Source organism: Ligilactobacillus faecis (assembly GCF_029889745.1).
Taxonomy (GTDB): Bacteria; Bacillota; Bacilli; order Lactobacillales; family Lactobacillaceae; genus Ligilactobacillus; species Ligilactobacillus faecis.
In genome coordinates, this window is record NZ_CP123639.1 from 1,028,885 (window position 1) to 1,046,951 (window position 18,067).

14 protein-coding genes and 3 pseudogenes are annotated in these 18,067 nt (G+C 38.8%); 11 read left to right on the top strand and 6 right to left on the bottom strand.

Annotation, left to right across the window (positions count from 1 at the left end; genetic code table 11):
* Positions 1-374 precede the first annotated feature (374 nt).
* The gene (locus QFX10_RS04890) at positions 375-1,658 is read left to right on the top strand and encodes an MFS transporter (RefSeq protein WP_280607231.1); all 1,284 of its coding nucleotides are present in this window, start codon (positions 375-377) and stop codon (positions 1,656-1,658) included.
* Positions 1,659-1,720: 62 nt separating this feature from the next.
* Here QFX10_RS04890 and QFX10_RS04895 read toward each other — a convergent pair whose 3' ends face one another.
* From QFX10_RS04895 to QFX10_RS04905, 3 genes are all read right to left on the bottom strand, one after another.
* The gene (locus tag QFX10_RS04895; RefSeq protein ID WP_280607087.1) at positions 1,721-2,149 is read right to left on the bottom strand and encodes an Rrf2 family transcriptional regulator; all 429 of its coding nucleotides are present in this window, start codon (positions 2,147-2,149) and stop codon (positions 1,721-1,723) included.
* Between the two features lie 74 nt (positions 2,150-2,223).
* Positions 2,224-3,066: an NAD(P)H-binding protein gene (locus tag QFX10_RS04900; protein WP_280607088.1), complete on the bottom strand. Its 843-nt coding sequence runs from the start codon at positions 3,064-3,066 to the stop codon at positions 2,224-2,226.
* Positions 3,067-3,182: 116 nt separating this feature from the next.
* Positions 3,183-3,761 carry a GNAT family N-acetyltransferase gene (locus QFX10_RS04905; RefSeq protein ID WP_280607089.1) on the bottom strand — a complete coding sequence of 193 codons (579 nt, stop codon included), beginning with the start codon at positions 3,759-3,761 and terminating at the stop codon, positions 3,183-3,185.
* A 165-nt stretch (positions 3,762-3,926) separates the two neighbouring features.
* Here QFX10_RS04905 and QFX10_RS04910 point away from each other — a divergent pair, with 165 nt between their 5' ends.
* The 3 genes and pseudogenes from QFX10_RS04910 (at position 3,927) to QFX10_RS04920 (ending at position 7,206) form a co-directional block, all read left to right on the top strand.
* Positions 3,927-4,814 carry an aldo/keto reductase gene (locus QFX10_RS04910; RefSeq protein WP_280607090.1) on the top strand — a complete coding sequence of 296 codons (888 nt, stop codon included), beginning with the start codon at positions 3,927-3,929 and terminating at the stop codon, positions 4,812-4,814.
* The gene (locus tag QFX10_RS04915; protein ID WP_280607091.1) at positions 4,814-5,671 is read left to right on the top strand and encodes an aldo/keto reductase; all 858 of its coding nucleotides are present in this window, start codon (positions 4,814-4,816) and stop codon (positions 5,669-5,671) included. Before QFX10_RS04910 ends, QFX10_RS04915 begins: the two co-directional genes overlap by 1 nt.
* 119 nt (positions 5,672-5,790) lie before the next feature.
* Positions 5,791-7,206: pseudogene (locus QFX10_RS04920) on the top strand (IS1182 family transposase).
* A gap of 290 nt (positions 7,207-7,496) precedes the next feature.
* On the opposite strand, the pseudogene QFX10_RS04925 reads toward QFX10_RS04920, so the two are convergent.
* Positions 7,497-7,892 (bottom strand): annotated as a pseudogene (locus QFX10_RS04925) (MerR family transcriptional regulator); the annotation flags it as partial.
* Between the two features lie 129 nt (positions 7,893-8,021).
* Here QFX10_RS04925 and QFX10_RS04930 point away from each other — a divergent pair.
* Entirely contained in the window at positions 8,022-9,188 is a 1,167-nt protein-coding gene (locus tag QFX10_RS04930; RefSeq protein WP_280607092.1) for a DUF3114 domain-containing protein, read from the top strand.
* A 20-nt stretch (positions 9,189-9,208) separates the two neighbouring features.
* On the opposite strand, the gene QFX10_RS04935 is transcribed toward QFX10_RS04930, so the two are convergent.
* Positions 9,209-10,102 carry a LysR family transcriptional regulator gene (locus QFX10_RS04935; RefSeq protein WP_280607093.1) on the bottom strand — a complete coding sequence of 298 codons (894 nt, stop codon included), beginning with the start codon at positions 10,100-10,102 and terminating at the stop codon, positions 9,209-9,211.
* A gap of 116 nt (positions 10,103-10,218) precedes the next feature.
* Here QFX10_RS04935 and QFX10_RS04940 point away from each other — a divergent pair, with 116 nt between their 5' ends.
* The 6 genes and pseudogenes from QFX10_RS04940 to QFX10_RS04965 all read left to right on the top strand — a co-directional run bounded on the left by QFX10_RS04940 (position 10,219) and on the right by QFX10_RS04965 (position 17,180).
* Entirely contained in the window at positions 10,219-10,713 is a 495-nt protein-coding gene (locus tag QFX10_RS04940; RefSeq protein WP_280607094.1) for a hypothetical protein, read from the top strand.
* Between the two features lie 104 nt (positions 10,714-10,817).
* Complete coding sequence (locus QFX10_RS04945) at positions 10,818-12,485, top strand: IS1182 family transposase (RefSeq protein ID WP_280605405.1); 1,668 nt, start codon at positions 10,818-10,820, stop codon at positions 12,483-12,485.
* A 76-nt stretch (positions 12,486-12,561) separates the two neighbouring features.
* On the top strand, positions 12,562-13,050 hold the full coding sequence (locus QFX10_RS04950; RefSeq protein ID WP_280607095.1) for a hypothetical protein: 489 nt from the start codon (positions 12,562-12,564) through the stop codon (positions 13,048-13,050).
* 34 nt (positions 13,051-13,084) lie between these two features.
* Positions 13,085-14,655, top strand: a pseudogene (locus QFX10_RS04955) (IS3 family transposase).
* A 148-nt stretch (positions 14,656-14,803) separates the two neighbouring features.
* The gene (locus QFX10_RS04960; RefSeq protein ID WP_280607096.1) at positions 14,804-15,964 is read left to right on the top strand and encodes an MFS transporter; all 1,161 of its coding nucleotides are present in this window, start codon (positions 14,804-14,806) and stop codon (positions 15,962-15,964) included.
* 1 nt (position 15,965) lies between these two features.
* A complete protein-coding gene (locus QFX10_RS04965; protein ID WP_280607097.1) occupies positions 15,966-17,180 on the top strand; it encodes an ATP-grasp domain-containing protein in 1,215 nt (404 codons plus the stop codon).
* 66 nt (positions 17,181-17,246) lie between these two features.
* On the opposite strand, the gene QFX10_RS04970 is transcribed toward QFX10_RS04965, so the two are convergent.
* Positions 17,247-18,065, bottom strand: coding sequence for an IS3 family transposase (locus tag QFX10_RS04970; RefSeq protein ID WP_280605682.1), 819 nt, complete (start codon positions 18,063-18,065; stop codon positions 17,247-17,249).
* Positions 18,066-18,067: the final 2 nt, after the last annotated feature.

An 18,067-nucleotide genomic window follows, 5' to 3' on the forward strand; every position in this document is an offset into this window, starting at 1 on the left:
GGGAGATCTTTTTAAATATAAAAGTTTAATTAATTTTCTTATTGCATATTAATTTTAGCTGTGCTAAACTGCTAATTAACAAATTTAAATGGAGGGAAAAAGCATGAGCCAAGTTCGCTTAACAAACATTCAAGTAAATATTAGCATTATTCGAATCATTGATAAGTGATGCGGATAGTTTGTGATGTCTGCATCCTACAGGAGGCAGACAAGCGAAGAGAACTCAGCTTTAGAGCTCAGCGTTTGTTTGAAAACAGGCGCTGAGCTTTTTTCATTTAGATTTGAGGAAATTTACATAGCAAGAAAAGAAGGGAAGCGATGAAATGGAATCATCAGAAGTAACGACGCCAGTCAAAGAAGTTGAAGAAGTAGTTATGCCACAAGTTTCACAAAGTTCAGTCAAAACTGTGATCGTAGCCTCTATGATCGGAACAGCAGTCGAATTTTTTGATTTTTATGCTTATGGCACAGCCTCAGCCGCTTATTTTCCCAAAGTCTTTTTCCCACAAATGACACCAGTCTTAGCCACGGTTTTAAGTCTATTGACTTTTGGGGTCGCCTTTGTCGCGCGCCCAGTGGGGTCATTTTTATTTGGACATTTTGGTGATCGTTTAGGGCGGAAAAAAACGCTAGTCCTTTCAATGCTCGTCATGGGGGTAGCGACAGTAGCGATCGGCTTTTTACCAGGATATGCGACAGTTGGGGTTTGGGGAGCGCTTCTCCTTTGTGTCTGCCGTTTTGTGCAAGGGATCGGTCTTGGTGGCGAGTGGTCAGGCGCTGTTTTAGTCGCAACTGAAAATGCACCGGCAGATAAACGTGCTTTATACGGAGCTTTTCCAGAAGTCGGAGCACCGATCGGCTTTTTCTTATGTAACGGGCTCTTTTTCTTACTAGCTAATTCATTGACAGAACAACAGATGCTAGCATTTGGCTGGCGCGTTCCGTTTTTAGTTTCAGCAGTTTTAGTTGTGATCGGATTATATGTGCGGCGTCATTTAGAAGAAACACCGTTGTTCAAGTTAGCGCAAGAAAATGACAATACGACGAAAACTCCGCTTAAAGAAGTTTTTCAGTCAAATTGGAAAGAGATCGTCAAAGGGACTTTTATCATGGGGGGAACGTATGCGATGTTTTACACTTTGACGACTTGGTCTTTAGCGTATGCGACGACAGCGCTTGGCTTTAGTCATTCTGAAATGCTTTTATTATTGATGGGAGCGATCGTTGAATTTGCCGTTTTGATCATGACGACTTCACTTTTAGCCGATAAAATTGGGCGTAAAAAAGTCTTATTGACAGCAACCGTGGCTTTAGTTGGTTTTTCCATTGTCTTTCCGTACTTCTTAGAAGGACAGCATAACTTAGGGGGGATGCTCTTATTTTTAGGTGTTGGCTTTGTCATCATGGGGACGTTGTATGGTCCAGTTGGTGCAGTTTTGCCAGAGCTTTTCCCGACTAAAGTCCGTTATTCAGGTGCTGGGATCACTTATAATCTTGCAGCGGTGATCGGTGCTGCCGTTGCTCCCTCAGTAACGACATGGTTGATCGCGCGTCATGGTCTACATGCGGCTGGACTTTACATGCTAGTCTTAGCCGTGGCTTCGGTCGTAGCTTGGTTGACGACAAAAGAGACAAAAGATATCGATTATACAAAATAAAGTTATCCACTTGTGGATAAAAAAATAACGTAGTAGTTCAGAGCTGACTACTACGTTATTTTTTAAGCTAATTTAGCTCGTTTGCTCAAAGAAGCACTGATGCTAGCTAAGCTGATCTGTGCCATTTGGGCCTCAGCTGCTTGTTGGATCAGTTCATATTTTTCTTCTAAAGTAGCTTGAATATTGGCGCCCACGGGACATTTTGGGTTCGTGTGTGGATCAACATGTAAAAGATCGGTGTTGTCTGCGATAGCTTGATAGACCTCAAGCATGCTGATCTCTTCTGCTGGACGCGCTAAACTTGCTTTAGCTACCCCCGGCTGATTATTCAAAAGACCGGCTTTTTTCAAGCGTGCCATCGTTCCTCGGACAACGCTTGGATTAGCTTCGATACTATTAGCGATCGCTGCACTGCTGAGATCGCCGTCAGGGTAAAGATCGATATATGTCATGATGTGTAAAGCATCACTTAATTTATATGAATAGCGCATAAATTTCCCTTTCTAAATTTGATATCAATATTATAGAAAAAGATCGCCGTTTAGACAAATACCGCTAAAAAATTTTAGTGAGCGCTAAGTTGTTTGATAGCTTCTGCAAAAGGTGTGAGTTCATGCCCTAACACATCTGGCAGATCTCTTGTTGTATGTTCAAGGTCACCAGCGGCGATCACTTCTTGCGAAAGCGTGGCGATCATGATCGTTGCTTCAGGCAGACCAGCGTCTGTTAAAGCTTTTTTGTAAGCTGAAACGCTGACTGGCACTGGCTTGATCTCTTTTTCAAAAATTTTAGTAAGGACTTGAGCCATATCGGCATAAGTATGCGCTGGACCAGAAAACTCATAGATCTTTTTCGGTGTTTCAAGTTGTAAGACTTTTGCTGCCCCTTGGGCGTATTCGGCTTCAAGGGCCCAACCAACAGCATGACCATTTGAAGCTTCGAGAAAATCATTTCCAGTAAAGTTACTTGCCTCATTTTCAAGATACCAGTTATTGCGCAAGAAAGAATAGTCTAGACCGCTATCGATCAGCATTTTTTCCGTTGCTTTATGATCGTCAGCTAAAGCCGAAGTTGCTTGATCAGCGTGAGCAAAACTCGTATAAGCGATGTAAGGTACGCCTGCTTTTTTAGCCGCTACGATCACATTTTCATGTTGCTTGATCCGTGGTAAAGAACCGCCTGGTAAAGATGAGATGAAAAGAAGTTTATCAACACCAGTTAACGCTTGGACTAGCGAAGCTTCATCGTCGTAATCGCCAAAGCGAACTTCAAGATCTGGGTAAAGTTCTTTGGCCTTTTCAGTGTTGCGTGCGATCAAAACGAGATCTTTAGCTGGAACAGTCGTCAAAAGTTCTGTGATCGCTGCGTGGGCAAATTTTCCGGTAGCTCCTGTAATTGCATATTTCATAATTATCGTCCTCCTGTTGTTTTATTATCAACAATTAAAATATAACATCTTGTTATTTTAAAGTCAACAGGTTAAATGAAAAAATTAACGATCAAATCTGATCGTTAGTTTGTGATTTATTTATGTTGTTTGAAATACATATCTTTAGTAATGATCCATTGCTCAGCTGTGATCGATTCGACTTTTCCCGTGAGATTAGAGAATTCCCGTTTATAATCTGGGAAAGTGCCAATCCTTTGCATACCGATCTTTTGCATCACACGACCACTGGCAGGATTGTCGACGTGGTGGAGCGCATGAACTTGTGTGAGCCCTAAAACTTCAAAACACAGTTTCAAAAGAGCACTGGCAGCTTCAGGCATCACTCCTTGTCCCCAAAAGGTGCGATTTAAGATATAGCCTAGTTCAGCTTGATGTTCATCAAGGCTCATCAAAGAGATCGTCCCGATAAATTTGCCAGTCTCTTGCCAAATGATCCCCCAAGTTTGTAATGTGTTTGGCATAAAGTGATTAGCGATCGCTTCTTGACTATCAACGACTGTTTGATGACGTGGAAAACTGACATAGCGCACAGTCATTTGATCGCTTGCATATTCAAAAAGATCATTAGCATCGCTTAAATGCACTTTACGTAAAAGGAGCCGTGGTGTGGCTAAAGTAGCGTTTTGAGCTAAACGTAAGTTAAGTGATGTCATAAATATCCCCCCTAAAATTGCACATAGTATACCACAAAAGTTCGCCGAGAGGTTACTGATTTGAAATATACGTTTTGCGTATAGTGATATAAAAAACAAGCATTATCCAAGCTCACAAATGTACGTTAAACTAAAGGCAACAAATCAAAGCAGGGGGGAAAATAAATGTCAGAAGTACCAATGAGTGAATTAAATAACGGAGTCAAAATGCCAACGCTAGGTTTTGGTGTCTTCCAAGTCCCTGAACCAGCTCAAGCTAAAAAAGCGGTGGCGCAAGCGTTAGCGACTGGTTATCGTTTGATCGATACAGCCCAAGCTTATCAAAATGAAGAAGCTGTTGGACAAGCGATCAAAGAGAGTAATGTTTCACGGGAAGATGTTTTTGTGACTTCAAAACTTTGGGTCTCAAATTTCAACTACGAATTAGCTAAGCAAGGGATCGATGCTTCCTTAGCTAAGCTTGGCACCGATTATATCGATCTTTATTTGCTCCATCAACCATATGGTGACACGATGGGCGCTTGGCGTGCGCTAGAAGAAGCTTATCATGCTGGCAAGATCAGAGCCCTTGGTGTTTCCAATTTTGCACCTGATCAATTAAAAAATCTAGCTTTGACGATGCCAGTGATGCCAACAGTCAACCAGATCGAGATCAACCCTTGGTATCAACAAGAACAAGCCGTTGACTTTGCCCAAAGTATCGGTGTTAGAGCTGAAGCTTGGGCTCCATTTGCTGAAGGGAAAAATGGGATCTTTACAAACGAAGTGATCACACAGATCGCAAATGCGCATGGAAAATCAAATGGACAAGTCATCTTACGCTGGCTCTTACAACGTGGGATCACAGTGATCCCTAAATCAGTGCATCAAGAGAGAATGCAAGAAAATATCGATGTCTTTGACTTTGAATTAACAAAGGAAGAAATGACCTTGATGGCGACGCTCAATAAAAATGAGAGTCAATTCTTTGATCATCGTGACCCAGTGACGATCGAACAGATCTTTGGCTCAAGTTTGAAAAATGTTCAAGATAATGAAAGGAAGAAGATCTAATGTCAAAAACTTTCAAGTTAAATGATGGAAATGAGATCCCAGCTCTTGGCTTTGGTGTCTTTCAAGTTCCAGCTGATGGTTCAACCAAAGAGGCTGTCTTAACAGCTTTGAAAGCTGGTTATCGGCATATCGATACAGCTGTTGCTTATTTTAACGAGCAAGAAGTCGGTGAAGCGATCCGCGAAAGTGGGGTCCCACGTGATGAGATCTGGGTCACAAGTAAATTGTGGTTCCAAGACTATAAGTATGAAGATGCCAAAAAAGCGCTCGACCTTTCGTTTAGAAAGTTAGGGCTTGAGTATATCGACCTTTATCTTTTACACCAACCGTATGGACCAGTCGAAGAAGCTTGGCAGGCGTTAGAAGAAGCTAAACAAGCTGGTAAAGTTCGTTCGATCGGTGTTTCCAACATGACACCTAAACTTTATCAAAAGTATGTGCCACACTTTAACGAAAAACCAGCAGTCGACCAAGTTGAGTTCAATCCATATTTCCAACAAAAAGAATTACGTCAGCTCTTAGCCAAAGATGATGTTGTGTTAGAGGCTTGGGCGCCTTTAGGTCAAGGAGATCAAGGGCTCTTGTCAGAACCCCTTTTACAAAAGTTAGCGCAAAAATATGAGAAAAATGTGGGCCAGATCATCTTGCGCTTTGAGCATCAAGAAGGGGTGATCGTTTTTCCAAAATCGGTTCACGCAGAGCGGATCAAAACGAACCAAGAGATCTTTGACTTTACGCTAAACAGTGCGGAAATGGATGCGATCCGTGCCTTAGATAAAGGTCATGGACGCCACGATCCAGATGCACCTGGTGTGGAAGAGATGTTGCGTCAATATGATGTTCACGCAAACGATTAAATAAAAAAAGTTTCTGAGGTCAGCTCAGAAACTTCAGAATGTAGACTAAGTCATCAGAGTATGTGCTCTGGTGACTTTTTTTTGTATAATTAAAGAAAACGGTTACGGAGGTGCTCATTATGCTTCACAAAAGTGATCCCAATCTCAAACGCTGTGAATATGCTCGTACTTCTCTAGATGATTTGGTCCCAAAAGATCATTTACTCCGTAAAATTGATCAAATTATTGATTTCTCTTTTATTTATGATCTTGTCGAAGATTCCTATTGTAAAAATAATGGTCGTCCTAGTCTTGACCCTGTACTACTCATAAAGATTCCTTTGATCCAAAATCTATTTGGTATTCGTTCTATGCGTCAAACGATCAAAGAAATTCAAGTTAATGTCGCTTATCGATGGTTTCTAGGACTAGGTTTAAATGATCCTGTTCCTCATTTCTCTACCTACGGTAAAAATTATAAAAGAAGATTTGCTGAAAGCCATGTAATAGAAGCTATTTTTGCTCATATTTTGAAACTCTGTTTAGAAAATGATCTTATCGACACAACTGATATCTTTATTGATGGAACTCATTTGAAAGCTGCTGCTAACAGCCGTAAATATACTACTGAAGTTATTGAAACTAAGTCAAAATTTATGAGTGAAGATCTCGAAAAAGAAATAAATGTAGATAGAGCTAAACATCAAAAGAAACCCTTAAAAGAAGAAAAACCTAAAAAAAAACTAGACAAGTAAAAATATCTAAAACTGATCCTGATAGTGGATGGTTTCATAAGGGTGAACACAAACAGGTTTTTGCCTATAACGTTCAAGCTGCCTGTGATAAAAATGGGTGGCTCTTAGCTTATGTGGTCGGTGCGGGAAATATCCATGATACGCAACTTTTTCCTGAAATATTTGAAAAAGTACGGAAGTACGACCCACAATATATTATCGCTGATTCTGGCTATAAAACACCCACGATCGCACACTTTTTACTATCTCAAGGCATAATTCCCATTCTTCCTTATAAACGCCCAAGGGGCAAAGTTGGTACGCTTAGACCCAAAGATTTTGTTTATGATGAATATTATGATTGTTATTTATGTCCTGGCGATCAAATCTTAATGTACTCCACAACTAATCGAAGTGGTTATCGTGAATATAAAAGTGATCCTACAATCTGTGAAAAATGTCCTTTACTGCACAAATGTACACAAAGTAAAAATCATCAAAGAGTTATCGCTCGTCATGTTTGGCAAGATAGTATGGAAAAATGTGAGGATATCAGGCATCAAACTGGCTCAAAATTAAAGTATGAAGCGCGAAAGGAGACGATCGAAAGAAATTTTGGTTCGGCAAAAGAATATCACAACTTGAGATACGCCCGAGAAGTAGGAATTGATAAAATTCTAGCTAAAGTTGGGTTGATATTTGCGTGCCTAAATCTAAAAAAATTGGTAAAAATACTGGGGAAAAACCCTGTTATATTCGTATATTTCAAAGTATATAGTTATAAAAATACATAAAAAAACAAACTCTATCCGATTTGAATAGAGTTTGTCTACGTTCTGAAGTTTCTGAGGTCAGCTCAGAAACTTTTTTAGTATTTGGCCTAAAAGAAAGCATGCGTTCAAAAAAATAAGACTGACTAAAGTTGTACTTGTAAAGGGAAAAAGACCTAAATAAACGCCTAAAAACGTCCCCAAAAGAGAAGCTAGAAAAAAGATCAAACTCAAGCGGTATTTTTTCATCGCAAACGCTCCTTTCTTACCTTGAGCATAACAAGAAGTAAATGCTCAAGTAAAGAAGCAAGCTTAGCCAAAATGAGCGCTCAAAATTTAAACTCAGTTTCGTTCCCAGAGCCGTTCGATCGTTGGGTTATCGTGGTCTTTAGTATTGAATTTAGCTAAATGTTCATCGAAGTTGTCAAGTTTATAACGCAAGAGCGCTTGAGCTTGTGCCAGTTCTTCGATCTTTTCATTGATGTCAGCTAATTGAGCCCGTAAGATCGCTTTTTGTTCGGTCGCTGCATCAACTTGAGATGCTTTTTGTGAAAGTCGCGTGTACTTTTGTAAAGCGTTGATCGGCATTCCCGTTTTGCGCAACGTTTTAACGAGATAGATCCAGTTGAGATCAGTCGTTTTATAGTCACGGTAACCATTTTTATCACGGGCGATCGGGGGAATGATCCCGATCCGTTCATAATAACGTAGAGTATCGATCGAAAGTCCAAATAACTGTGAAACGTCTTTTGCTTACATAAAGTGCCTACTTTCAGATTTTATAATTTTATTATAAGCGCCCGAGTGAACTTCAGTGTTAGTAAAAAGCTCAAGTATAATAAAGATAAAAAATAGAGGTAGAGTCAAGTGCAAGCATTAACAGAACAACTTCAAGTTTTGTCAAAAGAAGGTTGGGATAAGCAGGCCCAAGCAAATTATGTACGTTATGTAAATCAAGAACAAATGGAGCTGGCTGAATGTTTTAGGCAAGTTCATCTAGTTGGTTCACCTTTATATACGCAAATGCTTCAAGTCGCGCGTCTTAGTCCAAGAGAAAAGTTGGCGCTCATCTTGCGCCAACTGGGAGCGTATGTTGATGAATATGATTTTTTACAGCTCTCTGTCCGAGCCAAATATACGTTTGACCCTGAGCTAGCGCCACTGGCGCCTTTTTATGTTTTGGTCAGAAGTTATGTTTTACGACTTTACGGTCGGGCGAAAAGGAAAAGTCAGCCGTTTTTGCAAGAATTTGCCCAAACAAATGACCGCAATGCTTTTAGCAGCCAGTTGAATCTACTGCGGACGTATTTAGATCGCCAAGCGCTTAGTTATTTGCGGACGAAGTATCTAACTGAAGCAAACGATTTAGCGCGTTTACTATGCTATGCCAAACAGACAGGTTGTGCGCTTGATTTTGAGACAGGGGCGAGTTTTCACAATCGGTGTTTAAAGACGACACACGCTTATTTGCCTAAAAATATGAAAGTCCAATTAGCTAAAACCGATACGACTGGCTATTTTAACTTAAAAAATAACGCGCGCATGATCGAATACATCGTCTCCCTTGAAAGTTTGAATTTTGTCAGCCAATGGAACGTGCTCAAAAAAAGAGCAGATCAAACGTACGAATCCGATCCTAAATGTTACGACCTCTTTGAGTTAGAAGAGATCGCTAACACAGAATCGTTCAACTACGGGATCCCGTATGGTCGCGGGACCGTGCCTTTTTGGTATCGGGCTTCGCATGCTGAACTTGATGGTGTCAGTCAACTCGATAGCCAAGTGCGCCGAGCAGCTAAAAAGAAATGGCGTTATTTAAAAGACGCGCGCCAAACTAAAGCCGGGCTAGCTTATGCCGATATCGTCAATCAAGGTGGCTTGACAGATCTTTTTTTGTGGCGAAGTATTTCCCAGGAAAAGCGCTTGTCTCTTTACCAAGCATATGTAGACTATCTGCGCCAAACCGACCAAAAAGCTCCCGGGATCACAGCATTTTTGACAAAGACCGATCGGTGGTATAAAGCATCAAACTAAATTTTAGTTTGGTGCTTTTTTTAGTGTAATTTGCTTGCGAGCGAGGCAAGAGACAATTTGCCGTTTGAAAAAAGGGCCACTTGATAGGGCTTAGGCAAGGTGAGCTTTTTGGAAGCTAATTCTTTATAAAGTGCGCTTTTTTGCTGATGCTTGGCGAGAAATTCAGGCAAGATCGTGACTGAATTAAACGGTTTATGACTGATAAGATAGCTGATAAAGTCAAAACAATTAACAGTTTGGATCAAAGGACGAGAAAGCAAGGCACGGTCAAATAAATGCTCTAACTGCGGTGCAAGGGCACTGTATTCGGGATGGAGAATAAAACGCGTATCTTTTAGATCGGTGATCTGCAAGGTTGAAGTGGCTACTTTTTGTAAAGCTTGATTTTGTTTAGCGTAAACAACATAGTAAGGTTCTGAGCGGAGCAGGTGTTTTTCATAACTATGTGTCAGTTTATTTTCTAAAAAATCATTCATGAAAATGATATCTAAAAGGCCGTAGTTGAATTTTTCGATCAATTCAGACGTCTGATTGGTCAAAAGCAGTTGTTGTTTTTCAAGGGGTAAAGTGCTAAAAAAGTGGGGATACAATAAGGCAGCGATACTGTCCAATGCACCGATCTGTAGACATTCAAGCTGAGGTTCAGCTTGGTCTGACTCAGTTGCGTAAAGTGCATCAAAATCGTGAAGCACTTTGAGCGCTTGTTGATAAAAGGTTTGGCCAGTCATAGTGAGCATCATTCCATGTGCAGAGCGGATGAATAACTTTGCCTGAAAGTGTTCTTCTAGTTGCTGGATCTTTTTACTGATAGCAGGCTGTGAGAGTGAGAGGATCGTACTGCTTTTGCTGATACTTTGCGTTTTGGCAACAGTAGTAAAGACATATAACAAATCGATATTTAGTGAACTGTACATAACTAAAGCCCCTTTTTGCTTAGATATAACGATTGATTATAACGAGGTATTATATATTGTTAATTCCCAATAATCAAATAAAATGATATTCTAGCGAGAAAATGGGGGGAGAGCCGTTGGAAGAAAGAGAAGTTTTTAAAAAATATCAGTGCAAAGATCTTACGACCCATAAATTGACGCAAGGCAAGTGGTTTATCGGTTCAGCCTTGCAAGCTGTTGCTTATCCTGATCTGAATAAAGGTTGTTACTACTATCATCAACCAACGATCTGGACGCGGATGCTTCAAGTTGATCCGATCAATCCTTATTGGGAGATCCATAATGAAACTGAAAATTTTTTGTTGGTAGATGGTTCAAACAAAGAGGCAACTGCTTTATTAGAAGATGTTCTTACTGAATATTTCCAAAAAAAGAGCGAAAAACCGCTCAAACTCTACTCGTTTGGCGTTGGAAAAAGACGGCTATTTGCTGGAAAAGTCGTCGAAACTGAATTGGAGATCCCTTTTTATATCGATAAGATTCGGGTCGGTAATTATCGTAAAGTTTTTGTGCAGATCGAAGGTCGTTTTTATCCACTGCTTGACTGGGGCTGGGAAAAAACTCAGTTCTAATAAAGAAAGAGGCTCACGTCGAATTTTTTCAACGTGAGCCTTTTCATATGATCGATCTCTTGCTAATATTAAGTTGTCCAAAAATAATAAAGGAGAGACCTACCATGTATAAAAATTATAACACATCTGAATTAGAATTGGATATCACTTATTCAATGAAATTACCTGCTGATCATATTGCTGTTTTGATCAGTCATTTTGTTGATTCGATCCCCCAAGATATTCTTTTAGAGGACACTTCACATACCGGTCGTCCAGCTTTTCATCCAGCTATGCTTTTAAAAATGACTTTATTTGCTTACCATGAATCCGTCTTTTCTGGTAGAAAGATCGCTAAATTGAATCAATACTATCTTCCAATGATGTGGTTAAGCGGAAATACTTCTGTTAGTTATAAGACTATCAATAACTTCCGGTCAAGTGATCATGCTAAAGAAATCATCGAAAAAGCCTTTGTGCTGTTTACCTTGCTTCTATCTAAAAATGGTATGTTAGATGCCGATGAAGCTTTATTTATTGATGGTACTAAATTAGAAGCTGATGCTAATCGCTATAGTTTTACCTGGAAAAATGCTTCTGATAAGTTTGAAAAGTCGCTTGATGAAAGAGTAGCTAAGACCTATGACGAGCTGATCCAACACCAAGTTGATATCGCTATTTCAAAAGATATGCTGGGGTCCAGTGATGCGATAAAGGAGCTTATTAAGGGGACCGATCTTAAATTAGATGCGATTGAAGAAGATATCGCTACTGAACCTAAAGTCATAAAAGGTGGTTCAAAAAATAAGCGAGCTCGTCGAAGACTAAAAAGCATCAAACGCAAACTCCAAACTGATCTTCTGCCAAGAAAAGAAAGATACGAACGTAATAGGAAGATCTTTCAGGGACGAAATAGCTTCTCAAAAACAGATAATGACGCTACTTTTATGCGTTTAAAGGAAGATCATATGAAAAATGGGCAACTAAAGCCTGCTTACAATTTACAGATCGCGACTAGCGGTCGCTTTGTCCTACATTATGATATATTTCCTAACCCAACGGACACACGGACATTAGTGCCATTTTTAAAATCTTTTACTAACTTAGAACTATTCAAATATATAGTGGCGGACGCTGGATATGGGAATGAAGCTAACTATCAGGCTGTTACTGATATGTTTGAAAAAATTCCCTTGATGCCCTATCCAATGTATCAAAAAGAACAGAGTCGCAAATACAAAAAAGATCCACGCAATATCAAAAATTGGACATATCATGCAGAAGATGATTATTATACAGATCCTGACGGTGTAGTATTTAAGTTTCAAAGATACAGTTCAAGTGTGGACAAATATGGATTCAAAAGAAACTTTAAAGTTTACGTAGCTGATGTTTTCCAGGCCACTAAAGAACTTGAAAACTTAGCTAAGACACCTAAGGGCTATCAGCGAACTAAAGCCATAAATTATAACTGGGAATTTTTTAAAAATAGTGCCGCAGAAGACCTTTCAAGTGAAAAGGGTTCAAAGATCTACGCGAGAAGACGTACAGATGTTGAAACCATTTTCGGAGATATGAAGGGTAATTTTGGCGTACGCCGAGTACATGTTAGAGGAGAGAAAGCAGTTCGAAATGAGATCGGACTGATACTTTTGACGATCAATATATCAAAATTATGGCACCTATTCAAAGAAATAGGGGGAGGATTTTTGAAAAAACGATCCGAAAACAAGCATAAAAGAAAAATACCTGATCAAATTTCTCAAAAACGAGATTTGATCAGGTATTTTTAGTTCAGGCTAGTAGTTTTTTCCCAGCCCCGGTCAAAAAAACTATTTTGAGATCAATTTGAACTGCTCTTATCTTGAAATGGCAAGACGGCAATTAGCGTGCATTTTCTATGGGGAAAGGTACTTAAAATATACCGAATATTTTGAGCTTACCCCAGCTAAGTTGATCACAGATCAAAGATATCTGCGCCTTATTTCTCTACTCGAAACAGTAGCTTTTTTAGAAAAACGCGCTTTTAAAACGACTGCTAGTTATTTAGGGCACACCGTAAAAAAGATCCATAAACTTTTGGCGCTACAAGTTTTCTTACTAAGGCTCCCATCAACTACTTTACATGAACTCTTAGATGGAGCAGCACTTGAATCGGTAAAACAAGAAGTACATAAACTTGAAACATTTGAACTAGCAAACTTAGAGAAGTACGCACCAGAGATCTTGGCTGATCGTTACGGGATCACCTTAGAAATGCAAACGGCTTTGCAAGGCAAGAAAGACTATGTGAGAAACTATACGCAAAAGACCGCTAAATATTTTGATATGATTCCCCTAGAGTGGACACGGAAATAATAAAGATTCTGTGATCACTCTAGGGGGATTTTTTATGTCTAGAAGAACTACTAAACATACACTTGAAGAAAGATACCAGGCAGTCTCCGAGTATCTTAGTGGACAATATAGTAAGTACTTTATCTGCCGGAAATATACCATTTCTAAAAATACATTTGATAATTGGATCAGAAAATACAAAGCTGGCGGTTTAGATGGCTTAAAAGAGTCTAGAACCTGGAAAGAATATTCAGTTGAATTAAAAACAACTGCGGTTCTAGAATATTTAGAAAATGGACGTTCACCAAAGAAAATTTGTGATAAATACAATATTTCGAGTGTTTCGGTTTTACGTAAATGGATCAACTTGTATACTAATGGAAAAGGCTTTAAAGCTACCATTGGAGGTCGTAATAGAATGAAACATGGACGTAAAACTACTTTTAAGGAACGGCTCGAAATAGTTCAGTATACACTTGCTAATAATAAGAATTATCACAAAGCGATCGATAAATATAATGTTTCTTATTCCCAAGTCTATAATTGGGTCAAAAAGTTTGAAGTAGATGGCGAAAAGGCATTATACGATAATCGTGGTAAAACAGTTAAAGATCGTGATTATAAGACTCTTTCTGAAACTGAGCGTCTCAAGCTTGAGATCCTACGTTTGAAAGAACGTAATAAATATCTAGAAGCAGAAAATATCGTTTTAAAAAAATTGGACGAACTCGAAAGGAGGAGATAAGCTTTATACCTAAAAATCTGCGTTTTAAAGCTATTCAGGAAGTTCTTAAAGAGTTTCCACAAATTGAACTCTGGATCCTTTGTGCGATCTTAAATGTATCGCGCTCAGGGTATTATCGTTATTTAACTGCTCCAAAATCACAATGTACTTTGGAAAATGAATGGTTAAGTGAGATCATAAAAAAAGAATTTCATGCTTTAAATGGAATTTACGGTTCTAGAAGAATGACTCTTCTTATCAATCGAAAGTATCAAAAACAATATAACTTCAAACGTATTCGTCGCTTAATGAGAGTCCTTGGTTTATATTCAGTAATTCGTCGCAAACGCCGAGGTTGTACTCGTTCAGAACATTTAAACTACGAAGAAAATACTTTAGGTCGTGATTTTTCCGCTACTAGACCTAATCAAAAGTGGGTGACTGATGTCACTTATTTAGAATATGGCTTAGGACAAAAAGCTTATTTAAGTGCGATCAAAGATCTATACGATGGATCTATCATAAGTTTTGAAATTAGTAAAAGAAATGATAATCGGCTTGTCATGAAGACTTTAGAAAAAGCATTCACGCATTTAAATGAAGCTAATCTACTTCTTCACAGTGATCGTGGATTTCAATATACTTCAAAGGAATATCTTCGGTTGACCTCAAGGCATGGTGTTACAAGAAGTATGTCTCGAGTGGGGAAATGTATCGATAACGCACCAATGGAAAGTTTTTGGAGTCATTTCAAGACAGAATGTTATTATTGGCTAAAATGTGAAACATATGGAGAACTTGTAGAAATGATCGAAAACTATATCAAGTTCTACAATACCCAACGTTACCAAATAAAACTAAACAGCCTGACTCCAGAAGAATACCGGAATCAGGCTGCCTAGAATTTTAATTATTTAGTTGTTCACTTGACGGGTCTCAGATCATTTTACAGATCTCCCTTTTTGTACTGATATTCAAACAGAAGCTGAATTTATCACAACGCTTTTGAAGATCCAACAGCAAAAATAATATGTAAAAGAGGTGAAACTAATGACAGGACAAAAGCGGTTAACGATCTCCAAGACGCTATCTTTTGCAGGCACGACTTTTTTTAATGCGATCTTAAATATTTGGGTCTTAGAAGTGTTTGGTTCAAGCAAAGTTTTAGGCAATATCAATGGCTATATCGGTGTTGCAGCGATCATTTGTAATTTATTAGGTGGGGCATTTGCTGATAGTCGTTATCTAGTACGCTTATTGCTATGGTCAGACCTTATCGCGAGTTTGGTGTGTTTTTATATCGTTGGGATGAACTTAGTAGAAGAATTATTGTGGCTTTACATCCTTGTTTTTAGTCTAAATGCTAGTACATATCTAGCTTCACCACTTTTTAAAACTTTAGTTCGCTATGTGCTAGCTAAAGATGAGATCGTCAAATATAATACAGAGCTTTCTTTTTTGATCCAATTAGCGACGATCGTTGTCCCACCTTTAGCCACGACGCTTTACGCCACTAAATGGATCACAATGAACGAAGCGATCCTTTTGAATGGCGTTTCGTATTTGATCTCGTTTGTGGCTTTATTTTCGCTACGAAAGCTCAAACTTAAAAATACCCGGCTTGATTTTAACTACTACGCTGCCTTACAGGAGTTGAAAGCTAAAAGAAATATCTTGTTTTTAGTCTTGACGGGTGGCGCTTTAAATGCTTTTTTAGCTGGTTTTAATTTATATGCACCGCTTTTTGCGACGACGCTCATGAAAGATCCCGCACTTTATGGATATTTGATGTCTCTTGAAGCGATCGGTGGGATCTTAGGGATCATTTCTCTTAAATGGCTGGATATTTCGCAAAAGATCGGCTTAGAGCGTTACTTATTTGCACTTGCAGCCGGTGCACTTATTTTCGTTTACGTCTTTACTAGTATTTTTTGGATCGCTCTGTTTACCTTGATCTTGACTTTTTGCTTAGCGCGCTACAATGTAGCGATCCAATCGATCATTCAACAAGAGATCGTGCCTCAAGTTCTTGGCAAAGTTTTTTCGCTGTTTTTTTTAGTTGTAAATATCGGGCTTTCGAGCGGAAGTTTTATTTTTGGTCATTTATTTGCACTTGATCATAATAAACCACTACTTTTAGTAGCTGGCGGGTTGATCTTGATCGATCTTTTATGGTTTTTTGTCACTAAACTTGAACAAAAGGAGAATTAATATGCAGATCATTTTCTTTCGTTATTCACCACGTGTCGTTGAATTGAAATATGTTGCTAAAGATGCGCTCATCATTGCTCCAAAAGCTTTAAAGGCTAAGTATGATGCATATGCAGGTCTACAAGCAAAAGTCATTTTCCTAGAAGATTACACATTGCCAGAATTTATCAAATGTCTTAAACGTTTAGAAAAAAAGGTGACGATCGAAAGTATCACCACGTTAAGTGAAGAAGATATGGATCAGGTCGGATTTTTAGCAGATCTTTTTTTACATAGAAAAACAACTTTTGGCGTCAACACGCTCTTTAAAGATAAGTACTATATGCGTTCAGTTTTAGCCGGATGTACAGATATCTTACAACCGAAGTTTGAATTAGTTATCGATCATGAACAGATCTGTGAATTCTTTAAAAAGCATCATTTACAAAAGGCCGTGATCAAAGTGCGAAATTTGGCGGGAACAGAAGAGATCTATCCGATCACTGAAAAAGAACTAGCTCAGTTACCAAAACATATATATAACGGTGGCTATTTGATCGAAGAATATGTCTCCTTAAAGCGGATGTTGACTTGCGATGGTTTTGCATTTGGTAGCAAGATCCAATACATTTTTTCACACGAATATGAAGATTTATTATTAGATACACTAAGTAAAAATAGTGGTTATATCATTCGAACTAATCATTTGTATTGGACAAAACGCAAGTTGCTAGAACAGGTCTTTGAGAAGAGCCAAAAAGTCTTAGCGACGTTCACTGATAGTGATGAAGTGACTCCATTTCATTTTGAGTGGTTTTATGATGAAAAAACGGAACGCTTTGTCTTTTGTGAAGTTGGAAAACGGTTTGGGGGTGGAGCGATCCCGGCTTTGATCCAATATGGATTTGGGGTGAATGTTTTAGAAAAATATTGGCAAGCACTTACGCAAAAAAATGATCATCAAAAAACAGAGAATGTCTTTATTTTGCCCCAAAAGATCGCAACTTCATATTCACCTTATCTTCAAAACGGGGTGATCACGGCGCTCCCAGCCAAAGAAGAATTTGACTGGACTAAAGAAACTTATTTCTTTGTTGATGTCGGTAAAAAAGTAACGGCAGCTACAGCAGTCGTTCAAAATACCTTCCTCAGTATTTTTACAAGTGATGGTGAAGCTGAGTATCGTGCCTCACTTGCTAAGTTGGCCCAGTTAGCCCAAAAATTTAAATATGAATAAGAAAAAAAGTCTGCCAGCAACTGGCACTAGGGCCCGTCAAGTATACAGTTTAAATAGAAAAATAGTTTATGCGGTTTGAACGCGGAATTTTTCTGCGGTCAAGCCGTTTTTTGATGTATATGCACGTTGCGTGTTGAAATATTCAATAGATTCTTTTACTGATTCCTCTAATTCTTCCAACGTCTTAGGTCGAGCGCGTTTTGCTAACCAAATTAGTTTAAAGTCATTCCACCAACGTTCCATCGGTGAGTTTTCCCAAGGATGTCCTGGGTGAGACATACTATGAATACAGTTTCGACTGGCTAAATAGTCGTTAAAATCAATAGAACGGTATGCTGCTCCGCGATCCGTATGGATCATCGGATGTGCATCAGGTTCTATTTTAAATGCTCGTCTAAATACTTCAATTGCCGAAATTGCAGTTTCTGTAACGGAAATATTGTAACTCAATGCATAACGACCATACAGATCCAGAACTATATGCACTCGAGCCTTCTTTAACTTATCTACTCCATACAGAACTTCTGTAGTATCAGTTACCCAAACTTCATTTGGTCTTTGGCGATCAAATTGTCCGTCGAGTAGGTTATCATTTATATACTCCTCATGGCGTTTAACTCGATTATGTTTCTTTTTACGGATATTTGCTCTAATTCCATGTTTTCGCATACAGTTGGTTACTCGCTTTAACCCTACTTTAAAATTCAGTTTATTTTCAAAAGCCAGTTGTGTCGTCATACCTAAATAACCCAAAGTCCACTTATGTTTTTCTTCCAATTCTAGAATTGAACTAAGTAATTCTGCTTGTTCATTTTCGTGCTTGCTTGGCTTTCTGCGAACCCATTTGTAATAGGCGTCTCTAGTAATACCAGCGATTTGACACAAGC

Coding starts and splice junctions, on each gene's coding strand:
- QFX10_RS04890 (WP_280607231.1), top strand. CDS start 375: ATGCCACAAGTTTCACAAAGTTCAGTCAAAACTGTGATCGTAGCCTCT.
- QFX10_RS04895 (WP_280607087.1), bottom strand. CDS start 2,149: ATGCGCTATTCATATAAATTAAGTGATGCTTTACACATCATGACATAT.
- QFX10_RS04900 (WP_280607088.1), bottom strand. CDS start 3,066: ATGAAATATGCAATTACAGGAGCTACCGGAAAATTTGCCCACGCAGCG.
- QFX10_RS04905 (WP_280607089.1), bottom strand. CDS start 3,761: ATGACATCACTTAACTTACGTTTAGCTCAAAACGCTACTTTAGCCACA.
- QFX10_RS04910 (WP_280607090.1), top strand. CDS start 3,927: ATGTCAGAAGTACCAATGAGTGAATTAAATAACGGAGTCAAAATGCCA.
- QFX10_RS04915 (WP_280607091.1), top strand. CDS start 4,814: ATGTCAAAAACTTTCAAGTTAAATGATGGAAATGAGATCCCAGCTCTT.
- QFX10_RS04935 (WP_280607093.1), bottom strand. CDS start 10,102: ATGTACAGTTCACTAAATATCGATTTGTTATATGTCTTTACTACTGTT.
- QFX10_RS04945 (WP_280605405.1), top strand. CDS start 10,818: ATGTATAAAAATTATAACACATCTGAATTAGAATTGGATATCACTTAT.
- QFX10_RS04950 (WP_280607095.1), top strand. CDS start 12,562: ATGGCAAGACGGCAATTAGCGTGCATTTTCTATGGGGAAAGGTACTTA.
- QFX10_RS04960 (WP_280607096.1), top strand. CDS start 14,804: ATGACAGGACAAAAGCGGTTAACGATCTCCAAGACGCTATCTTTTGCA.
- QFX10_RS04965 (WP_280607097.1), top strand. CDS start 15,966: ATGCAGATCATTTTCTTTCGTTATTCACCACGTGTCGTTGAATTGAAA.